General features: G+C 75.1%; 14 protein-coding genes and 1 pseudogene. All 15 read right to left on the bottom strand.

Annotation, left to right across the window (positions count from 1 at the left end; all coding sequences use genetic code 11):
- Nucleotides 1-123: 123 nt before the first annotated feature.
- On the bottom strand, nucleotides 124-2,085 hold the full coding sequence (locus ABD323_RS23505) for a non-ribosomal peptide synthetase (protein WP_344443887.1): 1,962 nt from the start codon (nucleotides 2,083-2,085) through the stop codon (nucleotides 124-126).
- Nucleotides 2,082-3,101 carry a pyridoxal-phosphate dependent enzyme gene (locus tag ABD323_RS23510; RefSeq protein ID WP_344443888.1) on the bottom strand — a complete coding sequence of 340 codons (1,020 nt, stop codon included), beginning with the start codon at nucleotides 3,099-3,101 and terminating at the stop codon, nucleotides 2,082-2,084. Before ABD323_RS23510 ends, ABD323_RS23505 begins: the two co-directional genes overlap by 4 nt.
- 37 nt (nucleotides 3,102-3,138) lie before the next feature.
- On the bottom strand, nucleotides 3,139-4,479 hold the full coding sequence (locus ABD323_RS23515; RefSeq protein ID WP_344443889.1) for a hypothetical protein: 1,341 nt from the start codon (nucleotides 4,477-4,479) through the stop codon (nucleotides 3,139-3,141).
- A complete protein-coding gene (locus ABD323_RS23520) occupies nucleotides 4,476-5,183 on the bottom strand; it encodes a 4'-phosphopantetheinyl transferase family protein (protein ID WP_344443890.1) in 708 nt (235 codons plus the stop codon). The genes ABD323_RS23515 and ABD323_RS23520 overlap by 4 nt, the downstream gene beginning before the upstream one ends.
- On the bottom strand, nucleotides 5,180-6,382 hold the full coding sequence (locus ABD323_RS23525) for an ABC transporter permease (protein WP_344443891.1): 1,203 nt from the start codon (nucleotides 6,380-6,382) through the stop codon (nucleotides 5,180-5,182). Before ABD323_RS23525 ends, ABD323_RS23520 begins: the two co-directional genes overlap by 4 nt.
- Nucleotides 6,383-6,390: 8 nt before the next feature.
- Nucleotides 6,391-7,422, bottom strand: a complete 1,032-nt coding sequence (locus ABD323_RS23530; RefSeq protein ID WP_344443892.1) for an ABC transporter ATP-binding protein — start codon at nucleotides 7,420-7,422, stop codon at nucleotides 6,391-6,393.
- The gene (locus tag ABD323_RS23535) at nucleotides 7,419-9,824 is read right to left on the bottom strand and encodes a beta-ketoacyl synthase N-terminal-like domain-containing protein (protein WP_344443893.1); all 2,406 of its coding nucleotides are present in this window, start codon (nucleotides 9,822-9,824) and stop codon (nucleotides 7,419-7,421) included. Before ABD323_RS23535 ends, ABD323_RS23530 begins: the two co-directional genes overlap by 4 nt.
- Nucleotides 9,825-9,829: 5 nt before the next feature.
- The gene (locus tag ABD323_RS23540) at nucleotides 9,830-10,846 is read right to left on the bottom strand and encodes an aminomethyl transferase family protein (protein ID WP_344443894.1); all 1,017 of its coding nucleotides are present in this window, start codon (nucleotides 10,844-10,846) and stop codon (nucleotides 9,830-9,832) included.
- A gap of 122 nt (nucleotides 10,847-10,968) precedes the next feature.
- Nucleotides 10,969-13,260 carry a GNAT family N-acetyltransferase gene (locus ABD323_RS23545; protein WP_344443895.1) on the bottom strand — a complete coding sequence of 764 codons (2,292 nt, stop codon included), beginning with the start codon at nucleotides 13,258-13,260 and terminating at the stop codon, nucleotides 10,969-10,971.
- Nucleotides 13,247-13,798 (bottom strand): 3-hydroxyacyl-ACP dehydratase FabZ, encoded by a 552-nt coding sequence (gene fabZ, locus ABD323_RS23550; protein WP_344443896.1) that lies wholly within the window; start codon nucleotides 13,796-13,798, stop codon nucleotides 13,247-13,249. The genes ABD323_RS23545 and fabZ overlap by 14 nt, the downstream gene beginning before the upstream one ends.
- Nucleotides 13,795-14,109, bottom strand: a complete 315-nt coding sequence (locus ABD323_RS23555; RefSeq protein ID WP_344443897.1) for an acyl carrier protein — start codon at nucleotides 14,107-14,109, stop codon at nucleotides 13,795-13,797. Before ABD323_RS23555 ends, fabZ begins: the two co-directional genes overlap by 4 nt.
- A 46-nt stretch (nucleotides 14,110-14,155) precedes the next feature.
- Nucleotides 14,156-14,986 carry a 3-oxoacyl-ACP reductase family protein gene (locus ABD323_RS23560; protein ID WP_344443898.1) on the bottom strand — a complete coding sequence of 277 codons (831 nt, stop codon included), beginning with the start codon at nucleotides 14,984-14,986 and terminating at the stop codon, nucleotides 14,156-14,158.
- Nucleotides 14,983-15,912 carry an ACP S-malonyltransferase gene (locus ABD323_RS23565; RefSeq protein WP_344443899.1) on the bottom strand — a complete coding sequence of 310 codons (930 nt, stop codon included), beginning with the start codon at nucleotides 15,910-15,912 and terminating at the stop codon, nucleotides 14,983-14,985. Before ABD323_RS23565 ends, ABD323_RS23560 begins: the two co-directional genes overlap by 4 nt.
- 100 nt (nucleotides 15,913-16,012) lie before the next feature.
- Entirely contained in the window at nucleotides 16,013-17,047 is a 1,035-nt protein-coding gene (sbnA, locus tag ABD323_RS23570; protein WP_344443900.1) for a 2,3-diaminopropionate biosynthesis protein SbnA, read from the bottom strand.
- Nucleotides 17,048-17,741: 694 nt separating this feature from the next.
- Nucleotides 17,742-17,990, bottom strand: a pseudogene (locus ABD323_RS23575) (MFS transporter); the annotation flags it as partial.
- Nucleotides 17,991-18,055: the final 65 nt, after the last annotated feature.

The raw sequence follows: 18,055 nt of genomic DNA on the forward strand, positions 1-18,055 counted from the left end.
CGCGCCCGCCCGTGGGTGGGGCGGTCCGGCTGACCGCGGTGCGGGCCACCGCCGGGAGCCGGACCGCCCCACCCTTCGCCGTCCGCACGGCCAGTGGGCGGTGGGCGGTGGGCCGTGGCGGCCTCAGGCCGCCTCGACGAGCCGGTCCTCGCGGGTCACCGCCCCGTCCCGGGCCGCCTCGACGGCCCCGGCGAGCCGGGCCACCGTGTTGAGCTCGTCGAACAGGTCGGCGGGGGAGATCTGCACGCCGAAGGCCTGCTCGATCGCGTTCAGCAGGGCGACGGCGGAGAGCGACTCGCCGCCGACCTCGAAGAAGTCCTCCTCGACGTCGCCGATGGCCGGCAGCTCCAGGGCGTACGCCCACAGGCCGGCCAGCGCCGCCTCCAGCGGGGTCCGCGGCCCGCAGGCCGGGCCGGTGGAGCCGTTCGGGCCGGGCGAGCCGGGCGCGGCCACCGGGCCGGCGGGCACGGCCACCACCGGCGACGTCCCGGCGCCCGGCTCGGCGGTGGCGCTCTGCTCGGCCGCGGCGCTCTGCTCGGCCGCGGCGACCTCCTGGGCGAACGCGCGGGCGAAGTCGGCGCGCACCAGCTTGCCGACCGCGTTCACCGCGAGCTCCTCGCGCAGCACGATCCGCGAGGGCACCTTGAACGGCGCCAGGCAGCCGGCCAGATGGGTCCGCAGCTGGGCCTCGGTGACCACACCGCCCTCGGCCGGCACCACCGCGGCCACCACCCGCTCGGTGAAGACCTCGTCGGCCACGCCGAAGGCCACCGCCTGGCGCACCGCCGGGTGCCGCAGCAGGGCCTCCTCGACCTCGTAGGGGGAGACCTTCTCGCCGCCGCGGTTGATCATCTCCTTGACCCGGCCGGTGACCTGCACCGACCCGTCGGCGCAGAGCCGCCCGAGGTCCCCGGTGCGCAGCCAGCCCTCGACGAAGGCCCCGGCGCCGTCCGCCGCGTCGACGTAGCGCTCGATGACGTTGTCGCCGCTGACCACCAACTCGCCCTGCGCACCGGCCCGCGTGCTGATCTGGCCGTCCGCCTCCAGCACGCCGACCCGCGAGCCGGTGGGCACCATCCCCATCGCCCGCGGTCCGCGCTCGGGCAGCAGGGTGGAGGCGATGTTGTGCGCCTCCGACATCCCGTACGTCTCCAGGATCGGCACCCCGTAGGCGCCTTCGAGCTCCTCGCGGAGCGCGCCGGGCAGCGTGGCGGCGCCCGAGCGGGCGAACCGCAGGCCGGCCAGGCCCCGCACGTCGTCCACGGGGTAGAGCTCGCGCAGCCGGTCGAGCAGCAGCCGGTGGATGGTGGGGCTGGCGGAGAACCAGGTCGCCCCGGTCTCCTCGATCGCCCGCAGCGCGTGCTTGGCGTCGAAGGCGGGCAGCAGCACCACCGAGGAGCCGGCCACCAGCGAGGCGACCACCGAGCCGACCAGGCCCTGGATGTGGAACATCGGCATCACGTTGAGGCAGCGGTCGGCCGGGCCGAGGGCGAAGGCGTCCACCGAGGCGGTGGCGCCGGCCAGGATCTGCCGGTGCGCCAGCGGCACCAGCTTGCCGGCCGAGGTGGTGCCCGAGGTGCGCAGCAGCAGTGACTCGTCGGCCACCAGCGCGGCCGCGGCGGGTCCGGTGGCCGGCTCGCCGCTGATCAGCCGCAGCTCGGTGGGCCGCCCGAAGCCGGTCGGCACCGCCTCCAGCACGGCGACCTGGCGGCGCGCGGCGCCCTCGTGCCGGGCGGCGGCCCGCAGCAGCTTGGCCGAGCCGGCCCCGCAGGTCAGCACCGCGCTGGGCGCCAGCACGGCCAGTGCCCGCTCGAACTCCTCCTCGGCCAGCAGCGGGTTGACCGGGCAGCAGACCGCGTGCGCCATCACGGCGAGCTGCAGCACGACGCCGTCCAGGTCGCCCGGTGCGCAGACCACCACCCGGTCCGCGCGGCGCACGCCGAGCGAGCGCAACCGCTGCACGGTGCCGCGCACCAGCGCGTCCAGCTCCCGGTAGTCCAGCTCCCGGCCCTCGGCGGTGACCAGGGCGGGTGCGTGCGGGGCCTGGGCGGCGCGCCCGGCGAGCAGGTCGAGGATGGTCGTCACAACGCCTCCTGGGGCGCGAAGGGGAAGAGGTCGGGCAACGCACCGGTGCGGGCGGCCACCCAGCTGTCGCAGAAGACCGTGTCGGCGTACCGGTCGCCGCCGTCCGGCAGCAGCAGCACGCAGCGTGCGCCGTCGGGCAGGTGACCGCCCAGGGCGGCCAGCGCCGCGACCACGGCGCCCGAGGAGCGGCCGGCCAGCAGGCCCTCGTGGCTCAGCAGCCGGCGGCAGCCGGCCAGCGCGTCGGCCTCCCGGACCGTCAGCAGCAGGTCGGCGGGGCCCAGCCCGAGGGCGGCCCGCTCGGCCTGCTCGGCCCGCTCGGCGCACGGCGTCGGGTCGGCCTCGTTCTCGGGCAGCGGGTCGCGCACCGCGACCAGCCGGGTGGCCAGCCGCTCGGCGCGGATCCGGGCGACGGCGTGGCGCAGCACGGCGGCACTGCTGGTGGGGCAGAAGAGGTAGTCGGCGTCGGTCGACAGCTCGCCGCGGATCTCGCCCAGCAGGTCGGTCTGCGGGCGGCGCACCCCGCCGGGGGTCGGCCGGTAGGCGCCGGGGCGGGTGGCCGCCAGGGCGTCGGCCAGCGCCTCCAACTGCTCGGCGGGCACCGGGCCGGGGCCGCTGCGGGGCACCGTGCGCACCTGGGCGCCGAAGGCGTGCAGCATCGCCAGGTGCCAGACCGTGACGCTGTCGGCGGCGACCAGCAGGTGCAGGTCGAGGTCGTAGTAGCGGCCGACCTGGGCCAGCGCGATGGCCAGGTTGCCGGAGTCGGCGGCGAGCACCACCGGGCGTCCGGGGGCGATCTCGCCGGAGCGGATCGGCGCGGTCAGCAGGTCCAGCGCGGTGCGGTCCTCGACGCTGCCGGTCGGGTTGAAGCGCTCCAGCTTGGCGTGCAGTTCGAGGTCGCTCCCGGGGGCCAGGTTGCCCAGCCGCACCAGCGGGGTGTGGCCGACGGTGGCGAGGATGCCGTACCGGACGCCGTGCCGGAGCGCGGGGCCGGGCTCCGGCCGGGGCTGATGGTTCATGGGGTCCTCCACGGGAGAAGGCGGGTGGGCGGTGGGGTCAGCGTGCGGGGCCGGCGCCGCTCAGCGCGGCCTCGATCCGGTCCAGCAGGGCGTGCGCCCGGGCGGCCGTGCCGGGGCCGCTGCGGCAGCTCATCGCGATCTCCACCCGGTCGGGCAGCTGGTAGAGGGTCAGGAAGGCCGGGGCGTAGGGGACGTACATCGGCAGCGAGTAGACGGTCCGCGCGGTGAAGCCGGCGCCGGACAGGCCCGGCAGGTCGGGGCGGCCGAGCTCGGAGAGGATCGCGCAGGCCTGGTAGCGGGCCCGGTGGTCGTCGGCGGCCCGGGCGGCGGCCAGCGCGGGGGCCAGGCCCGCGAACGAGGAGAGCCTGACGTTGCCCTCGCGCGGACCGTCGGAGTTGAGCTCCTGACCGTCCATCATGGCCTTCACCAGGGTGCCCTGGACGCGCCGCCAGGAGGTGCCGAGCGGCACGTCCAGCAGGATCGGCAGGGTGAGGTTGGCGGTGGAGAGCACCGTCGGGTCGTGCCGGCGCAGGTTGACCGGGACCATGAACCGGCCGTCCTCGCCGGCGCACTCGGTGAGTGCCACGGCGGTGCGGGCGATCAGCGCGGGGTGGACGCCGGCGACCGTGCGCCGGGCCCAGAGCCAGCCGGGGTCGGCCGCGGCGCCGTCGGCGGGGGCCGGGCACTGCGCGGCGGCGGCGGCCGCGGTCGGCCCCGGTCCGTCCAGCGGGGAGGGCCAGCGGGCCTCGGTGGCCGGGCGCTCGGCGCTGGTGGCGAAGCGGGCGACGAAGCCCTCCTCGGTCTCGGTGCCGGCCGCGCCCACCGCCGGCTCACCGCGCAGCGCCCGGAAGACCTCGGTGATCCAGGCCATCACGCCCTTGCCGTCCATCACCGCGTGGAAGACCCGGAAGACCAGCAGCGTCGGCTCGCCGGTGACCAGCAGCACCTCGCAGTTGGGGCCCTTGGCCGGATCGAAGGGGCGGCGCAGCAGCTCGCTGCCGTACGTCTCGCGGTCGAAGTCCGCGCCGTCCACCACGACGACCGGCGGACTCTGCCCGCCGTCCACCCAGTTCGGGCCGCGCCGCACCACCCGGGCGCCGGGGCAGGCGGCGGAGGCGGTGGCCACCGCCCGGGCCAGCTCGTCGGGGTCCAGGGCGCCGGCGCCCTCCACGAAGACCTGGATCGCCATCGGCGGGGCCATCAGGTGGGCCATCAGGTAGCTGCGCTCGGTCAGCGAGATCCGCCGGCTGTAGCGGCCGGCGGCGGCAGGCCGGCGGGCCGGGGCGGCCGGGGCGACGGAGGAGGCGGCGGTGGTGGAGGGCCCGGGAGCGGCGGGTGCCGCAGCGGTGGGGTCGGCGGTGGCGGTGGGCGGGGTCACTGCGGGGTCCCTTCGGTACGGACGGGGTCGACGGCGCGGTCGGCAGCGGGGTCGACGGACGGGTCGGCGGCGGGTGCGGACAGGCGGAGCAGGGACAGCGGCCGTTCGGCGGCGATCGCCAGGTGCGGGCCGCCGGGGGTGAGCCGGCCGCTGCGCAGCCACCAGCCGTCGGCGGTGGGACGCCAGCCGGGGCGCCAGGGGGGCAGCGCGAGCCGGGTGGGGCGGTGGTGCGCGATGCCCCGGGCCTTGAGCAGCGCCTCGGTCTCGGCCCACTCGGCGAAGCCCACCTGCTCGGCCGGCCGCTCCAGCACCCGGGCCAGCCAGCCCAGGGCGGCCGGCCGGGGCCGCTCGTCCTGAAGGTCCACCCCGATCCAGCCGCCGCCGCGGGTCAGGGCCGCCACGCCCAGCTCGCCGACGTGCGAGGCCGAGCCGCGCCAGTCGGTGCCGGCCCAGTACCAGCGCCGGTCGGCGCCGCGGGTCAGCGGGCCGTGCGGGGCGGACGGGGCGTCGGGCCCCCCGCCCGCCCGCCGGGCCCCGGCCAGCAGCAGGGCCCGCCCCGAGGGGCTGACCCGGCGGCCGAACGCGTCCCGGGGCAGGCGGGGGGTGGACCCGGCGAACAGCAGCACGCGGCCGCCGTCCGCCGGGTCCGGCGCCCCGGTCAGGTCGGCCGGGGCGGCCGGATCCACCGTGGCCGGTGCCGTCACCGCACGAACCGGAAGCGGGGCAGTGCCAGGGCGAAGAGGCCGGCCGCCAGGGCCAGCAGGATCCCGGCGCCCGGCAGCACCGCGCGCAGCGACTCGCCGCGCACCAGGACGTCCTGGTAGGCGTTGAGCGCGATGCCCTGCGGGACGTAGCGGGCGATGTCCTGCATGAAGTGCGGCATGAAGACCCCGGGGACCATGCAGCCGCCGAGCGCGGCGAGCACCAGCACCGTGGAGGTGCCGATCCCGGCCACCTGGGCCTCGCTGCGCGCGATCGAGGCCAGCAGCAGCCCCAGCGCCACCGCGCAGGCGGCCAGCGCCAGGCTCACCGGCAGCAGCGCCAGCGGGTGCAGCCCCAGGTCCATCCCGAAGACCAGCTTGCCGAAGCCCAGCAGGATGCCCACCTGGACCATGGCGACCAGCAGGTACGGCACCACCTTGCCCAGCAGCAGCTGCCAGCGCGGCATCGGGGCGGAGAGCAGCCGGCGGAAGGTGCCCTCGCGGCGCTCGACCAGGATCGAGCTGGCCATGATGGTGACGATGAAGAAGACGTACATCACCGTGTAGCCGGGCACCTCCTGCTGGTAGACCGAGGGGTACTTCACCGGTCCCTCGCCGGCCGGGAAGCTGACCTTGGTGTCCACCTGATGGGTGGTCGCGTCCAGCGCCGCCACCTGGGCGGCGATGGCCGCCTGCAGCGCCGGGTCGGACTGAGCGTCGGCGAACCTGGTCAGCGCGATCCGGGTGCCGGCCTGCGAGGTGACCGTGGTGAGCAGGCTGGTGATCGCCGACTCCAGCGGGTCGACCACCTGGCGCGAGGAGGACGGGTCGACCACGTAGCCCACCGTCGGCGCGGCGCCGTCCGCCACCCGCTGCTGGAAGCCCGCCGGGATCACCACCGCGAAGGCGTCGGTCTTGGCGTGCACCCGGCTCTCGGCCGTCTCGGCGGTCAGCGGGCTGCCGTCCTGCGCGCTGGTGATCTTCAGCTGACCGCTGCTGGAGAGCGCGGTCACCACCGCCTGCGAGGCGGGGGTGTGGTCCTGGTCCACGATCGACAGCGAGATCTTGCCCGCCGCGCCGAGCCCGGAGAAGGAGTTGCCGAGCGCGAAGCTCATCACGGTCATGAAGAGGATCGGGGAGATGAACAGGGTGATCAGGGAGGCACGGTCCCGCAGCAGGACCAGCAGCTCCTTGCGGATCATCGGAATCATCAGGCACCGTCTCGTATCTGTCGACCGGTCAGGTCGAGGAAGAGGGATTCCAGATCGGGCCGGCCCAGCCGGATGCCGCCCAGGCCCAGGCCGTGCTCGGTGGCCAGCTCGCTGACCCGGCGCAGCGTGGCGGGCATGTCCTCGACCCGCACCCGCAGGGTCGGCACGTCCTCGCCGACGGTGGTCAGGGTGATCTCGCCGTGCTGGGTGAAGGCCACCGCGAGGTCCTCGATGCCGTTCGGCAGGGCGGCCTGCTCGGCCGCGTTGAGCGACCACTCCAGCAGGCCCTGGCCGAGCGGGGCGAGCAGTTCCTGCTGGCTCCCCTCGGCGATCACCCGGCCCTCGTCGACGATGACGATCCGGTCGCAGAGCTGCTCCACCTCCGGCATGTAGTGGCTGGTGTAGACCACCGACATGCCGAACTCGGTGCGCAGCCGCAGCACGGTCTCGAAGATCTGGTTGCGGCTCTGCGCGTCCACGCCGACGGTCGGCTCGTCCAGGAAGAGCAGCCGCGGCCGGTGCAGCAGGGCGGCCGCGATGTTCACCCGGCGCTGCATGCCGCCGGAGAAGGAGGAGACCCGGTCGCCGGCCCGGTCGGTCAGCCCGACCACCTCCAGCGCCCAGGAGATCCGCTCCTCGCGCACCGCCCGGCCCAGGCCGTAGGCACCGGCGAAGAAGGCCAGGTTCTGCCGGGCCGACAGGCTCGGGTAGAGCGCGATCTCCTGCGGGACCACGCCGATCAGCGCCTTGGCCCGGCGCGGCTCGGCGGCCAGGTCCAGGCCGTCCACCGCGATCGTGCCCGCGTCGGGGGCCAGCGCCCCGGTGAGCATCGCGATGGTGGTGGACTTGCCGGCCCCGTTGGGGCCCAGGAAGCCCAGGATCTCCCCGGTGGCCACCTTCAGCGAGACGCCGTCCACCACGGCGCGCTCGCCGTAGCGCTTCACCAGGCCCTCGGCGGCCAGGATGTCCCCGGGCCGCACGGCGGCGCCGGTGCCCTTCTCGTTCTTCTCCGCGGCCAGGTCCACGCTCATGATTCCCACCTCGAGACGACCAGCGACAGGTAACTGCCGCCGTAGGCGAAGCTGGAGACCAGGGCGTGGTCGACCGCACCGGCGCGGCCGCCCTGCGGCACCAGGCCGGGCAGCTCGTCGATGGTGTCCACGCCCCAGGTGCCGGGCAGGAATCCGTCCTGGATCGCCTGCACGGCCGCGACCACGCCCAGCCCGGGGGCCGAACCGTAGGTCTCACCGAAGAGCGACTTGGTGGCGGTGACCGGCCGCCGGTCCAGCCCGCCGGCGCGCAGCGCCGCGATCTCGACGCCGTCCACCACCGGGCGGCCCATCGCGGCCGCCACCACCAGCCCGATCTCCTCGGGCGAGCGGCCGGCGCTGCGCAGCGCCTCGGTCATCGAGCGGCTCCAGGCGGCGCCGTCGGCGTGCAGCCCGGCGATGCCGCTGTCGTCGCCGGTCAGGCCGAAGCCGGCGATCCGGGCGAGCGGGGTGACGGCGTTCTCCTCGGCGTTCTTCGCGGACTCCAGCACGATCGCCACCGCGCCCGCGCCGAGCACCGTCCCGTCGCCCTGGAAGGGCCGCACGCCCTTGTCGCTGAGGAAGCCGGGGATCTTGACGTGGCCGGCCACCAGGGCGTCGGGGCACTCGTCCGCGACCACCACCACGATCCGCTCGGAGGCGCCGCGCGCGATCAGCCGGTAGGCGTAGTGCAGGGCGCTGAGCGCGCTGGTGCCGCCCGCGCAGACGGTGGCGGTGATGCCCTTGAAGCGGTGCAGGATCGCCACGTGCCCGGCGGCCGCGTTGACCACCGTGTTCGGGAAGAACTTCGGGTTGGCGCCGGAGGGGCCGCCGGCCAGCACGATGCCCTCGTTGAAGTCCTTGACCGGGGTGATCGGGGCCAGGCCGGTGGCGAAGATCAGACCGGTCTGCTCGGCCTGCTGGCGGCCGGGCTTGCCGTAGGTGCGGTGCAGCTCGTTGACGGCGGCCGCGGCCAGCCGGCTGGTCGGGTCCATCTTGCGCAGCACGGCCGGGTTGATGCCGGCCGCGATCGCCTTGTAGTCGATGAAGCCGGCCGGGCGCGAGCCGTAGCCGTCCACCTCGAGCTGGTCGCGGTAGGTGGGCTCGCCCGAGGAGAGGGCGGCCAGCAGGTCGGCGTGGCTGTGCGCGGCGCCGGCGATCCCGGCCATACCGGTGATCACCACCTCGCGCCCCACCGCAGCCGCGACCGCGGCCGGCGGCGGGGTGTCGGTCATCGCGGCGTTGCGGATCACCAGGGCGGCGTTGTTGCCGCCGAAGGCGAAGGAGTTGGAGACCACCACGTCCACGGCCTGGCGCCGGGAGGTCTCCGGCACGATGTCCAGGCCGCTGGGCGGCTGCACCCCACCGGTGTTGGCGGTCGGCGGCAGCACGCCGTCGCGCACCGCCATCGCGCAGACCACGGCCTCCACCGCGCCGGCCGCGCCCAGCGTGTGACCGATCATCGACTTGGTCGAGCTGACCGGCGGCGGGGTCTTGAAGAGGGTGCGGATCGCCTTGGGCTCGATCTTGTCGTTGGTCGGCGTGCCGGTGCCGTGGCCGTTGATGTAGTCGACCTGCTCGACGGTGTGGCCGGCGCTGCGCAGGGCCGCGGCCATCGCCCGGGAGGCGCCGTCGCCGCCCGGGTCGGGCGCGGTCAGGTGGTAGGCGTCGGCGGACAGGCCGTAGCCGGCCACCTCGGCGATCGCCGGCACGCCGCGCCGGGCGGCGACGTCCGCGTTCTCCAGCAGCAGGAAGCCGGCGCCCTCACCGAGGTTGAGCCCGCCGGAGCGGGTGTAGGGGGAGCAGGCGTCGTGGTCGAGGGCGCCCAGCGAGTGGAAGCCGTTGAAGGAGAGCCCGGCGAGCGGGTCCACCCCGCCGACCAGCACCGCGTCGGCCTCGCCGCTCCAGAGCAGCTCGCTGGCGTAGCCGATGGCCACCGCCCCGGCCGCGCAGGCGTTGGAGAGGGTCGAACGCGGCCCGGTGAGCTGCAGCTTCTCGGCGACCAGGTCGGCGACGCTGTGCAGGCCGTAGCCGCGCAGCAGCCGCACGTCGGCCCGGCGCAGGCCCTGCTTGATCCACTGCTCGTGGAACCGCTCGACACTGCGGCTGGTGCCCAGGCTGCTGCCGATGACGACCGCCACCCGGTCGCCCGGGTAGCCGGCCGCGGCCAGCCGGCCGTGCTCGACGGCCTCGGTGGCCGCCCGCACCGCCAGGGTGAAGCACCGGTCCACGCCCGGCTCGTCGACGAGCGGTGACTGGCCGCCCTTGCTGGTGATCAGGCCCGTGGTGTCCACCACGGTCACCTCGCCGACGCCGCTGCGGCCCGCCTGGATGGCGGCCCAGCACTCGTCGGCGGTGGTTCCGACGGCCGAGATCATGCCCAGGCCGGTGATGACGATGCGCATGGGGGTCAGGCTCCGATCCGCTCGGTCCAGGACAGCGGGACGACCACGGGGGAGGAGACCGTGGTCAGGGTGACGGCGGTGCCGTCCGCGGCCTCGGTACGCAGCTCGAGGCCGGGCACGTCGAAGGGCTTGGCGAGCAGGCCGAGCGCCAGCTCCACGGCGCCCTGCGTGCTCGGGAAGAGCGCGCGCAGCCGGCCCACCTCGGTGTCGCCGGCCAGGATCGCGGCGCCCTCGACGAGGACGGCACCGGCCGGCGCGCTGAGCGTGATCAGGCCGCGCTCGGGGTCGGCGGCCGCCTGCAGCGCCTCGCCGCCGCGGAACTCGTCCTCGCGGTTCCAGCTGACCAGCCACTCCAGGTCGGCCTCGCGCACGGTCAGCCCAGCGGTGTGGTCGCCGAGCTGCGGGTGGCGCACCTCGGCGCGGGTACGGGCCAGCGCCGCCTCGTCGACCAGGCCGCCGCCGAGCTCCTCGGCCTGCCGCAGGACGGTGGCCAGCGGGTCGGCGCCGGCCGGGGCGAGCAGCAGGTAGCCGTACTCGCCGGTGGTGCCGATCCGGGTGAGCACGCCGGACTCGCCGTCCGCGCCGGGCAGGTCGATGGCGGTGACGCCGTGCAGGACCAGGCTGGAGATCTCGAAGTCGACCAGGTTCTCGGCGATCCGCCAGGCCTTGGGGCCCTCGAAGGCCACCGCGAGCTGCTCGCCGGCGGCGTCCAGCACCTCGACGTCCTCCAGGTCCTGGGCCGCGGCGCGCAGCAGGTCGGCCAGGTCGGTGCGGGTCTGCGCGATCAGCCAGCTGGTGTTGTCCAGCTCGATGTGGATGACGGCGTCCCAGACGCCGCCGTCCTCGTCCAGGATCAGGGTGTCGCGGGCGGTGTCCGGCTCGACGTACTCGCTGTCCTTGGCCAGGACGCGGCCGAGGACGACGCCGCGCTCCAGACCGGAGACGGCGACCAGGGCGGCGCCGGGGGTGTAGACGCCGACGGTGGCGCGGATCCGGTCGTAGTGCTGGGCGATGCTGGTCATGGTGGTGACGCTCCTTGGACTCTGCTCGGTGGGTGCGGTGCGGTGCGGTGGGGGGGCGGTGTCGTGCGGTGGGGTGTCGTGCGGTGCGGTGTTTCCGGTGTCGGGTGGGTGGTGCGGCGGCGTCAGCCGATCAGCGCGCCGCTCGCGGCGCCCAGGTGGCGCCGGGCCGCGGCCGCCCCGGACAGGACGGCGATCGGCCAGTGGGCCGCGCCCGCGCTGCCGCGCGGCTGGCGGGCGACCAGGGCCAGCAGCGGCCCGGCGGGGGTGTGGCGCAGCAGGATCTCGTGCCGGCCGGGCTGCCGGGAGTGGGCCGGCTGCCCGGCGGTGACCGCCAGCCAGCGGCCGTCGGCCAGTTCGACGGCGGCCGCCCGGGTCCAGCGCTGCCAGGAGCCCGGCTTGTCGAGCGACCAGACCTCGCCGGCGGCGCCGGGCACCAGGTACCCGGGGGAGCGGCCGGCGGCAGGGGTGAGCCAGACCACCAGCTCGCCGTCCTGCGCCCGGGCCGGTGCCCGCACGGTGACCGCGATGCCGTCGGCGGTCACCGTCGGCGTCCAGGAGAGCTCGGGGGAGTCCAGGCCACCGCCGTCCGGCTCGAAGAGCCAGGCCGCCGGTTCCGGCACCTCGCCCCAGCCCAGCCCGCGGTTCTCGTCCTCGCGGACCCCGTGCCCGCTCACCCAGAGCCCGGCCCGCCAGCGCGGATTGCGGGCGAAGGCACGGGACTTGGGGAACGGCGTGGCGAGCACGGCGCGGCCCGCCGACTGCCAGGAGACCAGCCCGCCGGCGGCCGGGTCGAGCAGCAGCTGCTGCTCGCCCTCGGTCAGCCGGTGCACCGCCCGGCGGGCCACCGTCCGGTCCTCCCAGCCGGCCGCGACCGGCGCCGGACCGGGCCGCTGCCCGGACTGCTCGCACGGCTCGCACTGCTCACACGGCCCGGAGTGGTCGGACAGCTCGCACGGCCCGGGCGCTGCGGGCGGCTCCACCGGCGCCGGCTCGGCCGGCAGCGGGGTCAGGCCCGCGGCCGCCGCCGGGCGCGGCGCGCCGTCGGACAGGCCCGGGAGCTCGGCCCGGTCGAGTTCGACGTGGTAGGCGTACTCGGCCGGGTGGTCGAGGGTGACCAGCGAGTCGGTGACCAGCGCGGCCCGGGCGGCGGCCGGCCAGTGCGGCCGCAGCGTGAACCGGCTGCCCGGCTCCCACCAGGCCAGCCGCGGCTGCGGGTCGAGCTCGGCGCGGGCCGCGCCGAACTCGGTGGCGTCGATCGGCCACAGCCCGCGGCCGGCCGGCCGGTGGCCGTCCCCGTCGAGCAGCAGCGCCGAGCGCAGCCCGTTGACCAGCAGGGTCCGCAGCGGGCCGGGCGGCACCGGGCCACCGGTCCACCAGGTCCGCTGGTGCAGGGCGGCGTCGACGAGCCGGCTCTCGCGGTGCAGGACGCCGTCCTGCTGCCGCTCGCTGACCAGCCAGCCGTCCGGCAGTGGACGGACCGTCAGCTCGCGCCGCAGGGCCTGGCGCCAGCCGGTGAGGTAGGCCGGCCCGAAGACCGGCCAGGTCTCCTGCAGCAGCGGGCCGGTCCAGTCGTCGTGGTGCACGTGCACCGCGCCGTCGTCGTGCCGGACCGTCAGGGTGTAGCCGCCCTCGCGGTAGCCGGTCACCCGCTGCTCGGGGGCGGCCGGGGCGCAGGGCAGCTGCGGGTCCTCGCCGGGTTCGGCGCCCACCGAGGTGTGCAGGATCTCGCCGGTGGCCGGGTCCAGCAGGGTCTGGAAGACCAGCTCGCCCACCGCCAGCGCGGTGCGCAGCACGGTGCGCCCGCCGATCCGTTCGGTCTCCTTGCCCAGGGCCTGGGTGGCGATGCCGTCGGCCTGGTAGCGCCAGGCGGCGGCCATCGGCAGGTTCGGCGGGATCAGGTGCGCGTGCTCGCTGCGCAGCCGGCTGACGATCTTCGGCATGTAGCTGACCATCTCGATGTTGCCGTCCTCGCCGGCCTCGGCCGGCCCGGTGACCACGCAGCCCAGCTGCCGGTAGAGCGGCAGCGCCAGCTGGTTGGCCGGGTTGACGGTCAGCCGGATGGTCTCCACGCCCAGCTCGCGCAGGGTCACGAAGGCCTGGGTGAAGAGCCGGCCGGCGAGCGCGCCGCCCCGCACGCGAGGGCTGAGGAAGAACATGTCCCCCACCACCTCGTGCTCGGGAACGACGCGCCGCCCGGTGCCGCGGAACATGCCGATGGTGCCCAGAACCTCGCCGGCGTCCTCCACCACGAGGAACAGGACCGTTCCCCGCTCGGCGAGTTCGGTGCGCACCATGGCCGCGTCCAGCGCCCGGTCGACCCAGTTGGGGCTGTCCGGGTAGCGGGTGTAGAGCTCGGCGACGGCGGCCGCGTCCTCGGCCGTGAAGGGACGGATCAGCAGGTCACTGGAGGCCATTACCGCCTCCGCTGCTGCGCTCGGTGACGGTCAGCGAGCCCTTGGCGACCAGGTCGCCGCCCACGCTGGCCTGCACCGTGACCGGGGTCAGGGTGCCGAAGGCGTTGCCGAGCTCGGCCCGCAGCACCAGCTGGTCGCCGGGGACCACCAGCCGGCTGAACTTCATCTGCCTTATCGCGCCGAGGTAGCCGACCCGGCCGGCGGTGTCGGGCGCGGCGGCCGGAGTGTCGGGGCCGTCCGCGTCGGTGAGCTGGACGGCCTCCTCCTTCCAGGCGGAGGCGTAGACCACGGCGGTCAGCTGGGCCATCGCCTCGACGATCAGCACGCCGGGCATGATGGACTGGTCGGGGTAGTGGCCGGCGAAGTACGGTTCCGAGACGGTCACGTTCTTGATCCCGTAGCCGGACTTGCCGGGGATCACGTCGTAGGCGCGGTCCACGAAGATCATCGGCCAGCGGTGCGGCAGCAGGGCGCGGATCTGGTTGGCGTCGAAGGTGAGCTTGCGCCCGTCCGCGCCGCCCGGTGCGGAGTTGCTCACGCCATCGCCTCCACCTGCGGGATCTCGCCGAGCGAGGCCACCACGAAGTCGACCAGCTTGTTGACCGAGCCGAAGGCGGCCCGGTCGTCGTCGGAGATGGTGACGCCGAGGTGCTCCTCGAACATGACCACGATCTCCAGCGTGTCCAGCGAGTCCAGCTCCAGACCGCGGCCGAAGAGCGGCTGGTCGTCACCGATCAGCTCGGGCCGGATCTCCAGGCCCAGGCTCTCCACCAGCAGCACCTTCACGCGGTGGTTGAGCGCGGCGCGGCGGGTGGCCTGGTCGAGCAGCTCGTCATAGGACTGGGACATGTCGTACGTCTCCTTCTGGGGGTTCGGACAGGGGTGCGGGGGCGGATCAGGAGGTCAGGCCGCCGTCGACGGTGAGCACCTTGCCGGTGATGTAGCCGGCGGCCGGGGAGGCCAGGTAGGTGACGGCCGAGGCCACCTCCTCGACGCTGCCGGTGCGCTTCATCGGGACCATCGCGACCAGCTGCTCGCGGGCCCGCGGCTCCATGCCGCGCAGCATGTCGGTCTCGGTGAAGCCGGGGGCGACCACGTTGACCCGGATCGAGCGCTCGGCCACCTCGCGGGCCAGGCCCTTGGCGAGGGCGATCATGCCGCCCTTGCTGGCGGTGTAGTTGAGCTGCCCGGGCTGGCCGACGATGCCGCTGGTCGAGCCGATCATGACGATCGAGCCGCCGGTGCGGTGCATCAGCTTGACGCTCTCGCGGCAGGTCAGGAAGGCGCCGGTGAGGTTGGTGGTGATCACCTTCTGCCACTTGTCCAGGCTCATGGTGGCCAGGAACCCGTCGGCGGTGATGCCGCTGTTCACCACCACCACGTCGAGCCGCTTGAACTGCGCGCGGATCGCCTTGAAGAGCTCCTTGACGTCGGCCTCCACGCCCACGTCGGCGCGCACGGTGATCGCCTCGCGGCCCATCGCGCGGATCTCCTCGGCCACCTCCTTGGCGGCGCTCTCCTGGGTGGCGTAGTGCACCACCACGTCGCAGCCGGCCCGGGCCAGCGCGAGCGCGCAGCCACGGCCGATGCCGCGCGAGGCGCCGGTCACCAGGGCGACCGTGCCGGGGGCGAAGGGCGGTGCGGGGATGTCGGGTCGAGCGGTTCCCGCCTCGGGTGCGGTGGTCCCCTCGGGGGTGGTGGTCGCAGCGGGTGCGGTGTCGGTCATCGGTCCTCGGCCTCCAGCCGGCGCACGAAGGCCTCCAGCGATGTGGGCGTGTTCACGAGCGTGAGTTGGGGTCGGTCGGGGAAGTGCCTGGCCAGGCTGACCAGCGCCTGGGCCGGTCCCAGCGCGGCGATCGGGGCGTCGCCCCGGCCCGCCAGTTCGGTCATCAGGTCCTGCCAGCACACGGGTGCGCAGAGTGCGGCGGTGAGGTCCTTGGCGAGGTCCTCGGCGCCGGTGGCGAACGAGCCGGTGGTCACCAGGCCGACCGGGACGGCCGCGTCGGCCAGCCGGGTGTCGGCCACCGCCTCGGCCCAGCGCTCGGCGGCCGGTGCCATCAGCCGGCTGTGGAAGGCGTGCGAGACGTCCAACAGCTTGACCCGGGCGCCCAGTTCGGCGGCCAGGGCGCGGACGGCGGTGAGCTCGCCGGCGGCCACGAACTGCCGCGGGCTGTTGTCGGCCGCGACGTCCAGGCCGTGCCGCTCGACGGCGGCCAGCGCGCTCGCGCGGTCCGCTCCGGCGGCGACCACGGCACACATGCCGCCCTCGCCGGGCGCGCCGGCCATCAACTCGCCGCGCAGCCGGATCAGTCGCACCGCCCGCCCGAACGGCAGGCTGCCGGCGGCGACCAGCGCCGCCGCCGCGCCGACGCTGTGCCCGGCGGTCGCGGTGAGCCGCACGCCGCGCTGCTCCAGCACCCGCCAGGTGGCCACCGCCGCGGTGAGCAGGGCCGGTTGGGCGTTCTGGGTCTCGGCCAGCACGGTGGGCGCGGCGTCCCAGCACAGGGCGCGCAGGTCGAGGCCGAGGGCGTCGCTCGCCTCGTCGAAACAGGCGGCGGCCTCCGGGTAGGCCGCTGCCAGCGCCTTGCCCATGCCGGGCGTCTGGCTGCCCTGGCCGGGGAAGAGCGCGCGCAGCTTCGGGCCGGAATTCATCGGGGACGTACCTCCCTGAGGAGTGAGTGGGAACGGGGGCGTGGGGGAGCGGGGTGGACCTGGGGGTCGGGTGGGACCGGGCGGGACCGGCCGCAGGGGGTCAGCCGACGGGCTGGGCGCCGGCGGCGGGGGTCGCGGCGGCCGGCGGCAGGGCGTCCTTCCACAGGTGCGCGACCTCGCCGAACTTCTCGGTCACCCAGGCGTCGTTGAAGATGGTGTCCAGGTAGCGGTCGCCGCCGTCGGGGTAGATCAGCACGCAGGTGGAGCCGGCCGGGATGCGGTCGCGGTAGCCCAGCAGGGCCGCGGTCACCGCGCCCGAGGAGCCGCCCGCCAGGACGGCCTCGCGCCGCAGCAGCCGCCGGCAGCCGACCACCGCCTCCAGGTCGGAGACGTGCACCACCTCGTCGACCAGCGAGGCGTCGGTCAGCGGCGGGCGGATGCTCGCCCCGTGCCCCGGCAGCAGCCGGGGTGCCGGCGGCTGGTCGAAGATCACGCTGCCCACGGCGTCCACCCCGATGATCCGGGTACCGAGCCGGTGGGTGCGGATGTACTCGGCGCAGCCGCGCAGCGTGCCGAAGGTGCCGACCGAGGCGAACAGGTAGTCGACCCGGTCCTCCAGCGCCTGGGCGATCTCCCGCATGGTCTGCTGGTGGGCGCGGGGGTTGTTGGGGTTGGCGTACTGGTTGGGCCAGTACGCGTGGGGGATGGCGGCGAGCAGCTCGCGCACCCGGCGCAGCCGGGCGGGCAGGAACTCCCCGCTCTCCTCGTCGGGACGGCTGACCACCTCGACCTCGGCCTGGTAGGCGCGGAGCAGTTCGAGGTTGCGGCTGGTGGTCTTGGCGTCCACCACGCAGATGAAGCGCAGTCCGAAGTAGCGGCAGATCTGGGCCAGTCCGACCCCGAGGTTGCCGGAGCTGGACTCGATGACGACCGAGCGCTCGGGGTCCAGGTCACCACTCTCGATCGCGCCGAGCAGCATCGCCAGCGCGGTGCGGTCCTTGATGCTGCCGCCCGGGTTGAAACGTTCCGTCTTCACCAGCAGGCGGGAGCGGAACTCCGGTACGAGATGCTGCAGTTCGATCAGTGGTGTGCCGCCGATGACGGCCGGGAGACCGTGCAAGGCTCTGCGTGCCATGAGTCCGAACCCTTCTTGTCGACTCGACATGCACTGGTGAGCGATTCGTTCTGGGCGGAAGTCTTCGGGCGGCCCCTATGCGACCCCCATCCGTGGCATATACGGCCAGCTGAACGCTAGTTGCGGAAGATGCGTATGACCGGTGAAGCGGGCACGGACATGGCTGGACTAGAGGAGCCTGATAGACCGTGCGCAGATGCTTTCAGGACTGGGCCATGACAGGAGGCTGAGGAGATGGCGACCGGAACGACGGCGTGGGAGGACTGGCCTCTGCAGGTGTCGGGGGCGTCCGAACACAGCCTGCGGGCCGCCCTCGCACAGGGAACCGGTCCGGCCGGGCGGGCCGGCGCCCTGCTGGCGGCCGCGCAGGCGGCGGCGCTGCTGGCCGCCCGGTCGGTCCGCACGCTGGCGGGCGAGGCGGAGGTGACCGGGGCGGCGCTGGAGGCCGTCCTGCCCTGCCTGCTCGCGCCCGGGTCCGCGGCCGAGCGGGCCGCGGGCCTGCGGATCGTCGCCCACTTCCCGCTGCTGGTGCGCGGGTTCGCCACCGAGACGGTCGACCGCGGCGGGCTGGACGCGGCCGCCCTGGTGGACCGGCGGCAGGCGGCCGGCGCCACGGTGGTCGAGGGCGGACCGCGCGGGCCGGCGGCGGCCTCGCAGCATCCCCCCCCCCCCCCCCCCCCCCCCCCCCGGCCCCCCCCCCCGCCTCGGCCACCCCCCCGCCGCCGATCCCCGCGATCGCCGAGCCGAGACCGAACAGCGAGGCGACCAGACCCGCGTACGCCGCCGAGTAGCCCCGGTCGGCGGTCAGGTAGAGCGCCAGGAACGGCACCACGAACCCGCCGAGCTTGTTGACCAGGGTGGCCGTCCAGAGCCACCAGAACCGGCGGGGGAGTCCACGGCCCGTCTCCGATAGTGAGACGACCAGGCGCTGCAGGGCGGGCATGTGGGGCTCCCGGTGGGCATGAGGTCGTGCTGGGGGGGGGAGGGGGGGGGAGGGCGAGCGGCTAG

This window comes from Kitasatospora nipponensis (assembly GCF_039528135.1).
Classification (GTDB): domain Bacteria; phylum Actinomycetota; class Actinomycetes; order Streptomycetales; family Streptomycetaceae; genus Kitasatospora; species Kitasatospora nipponensis.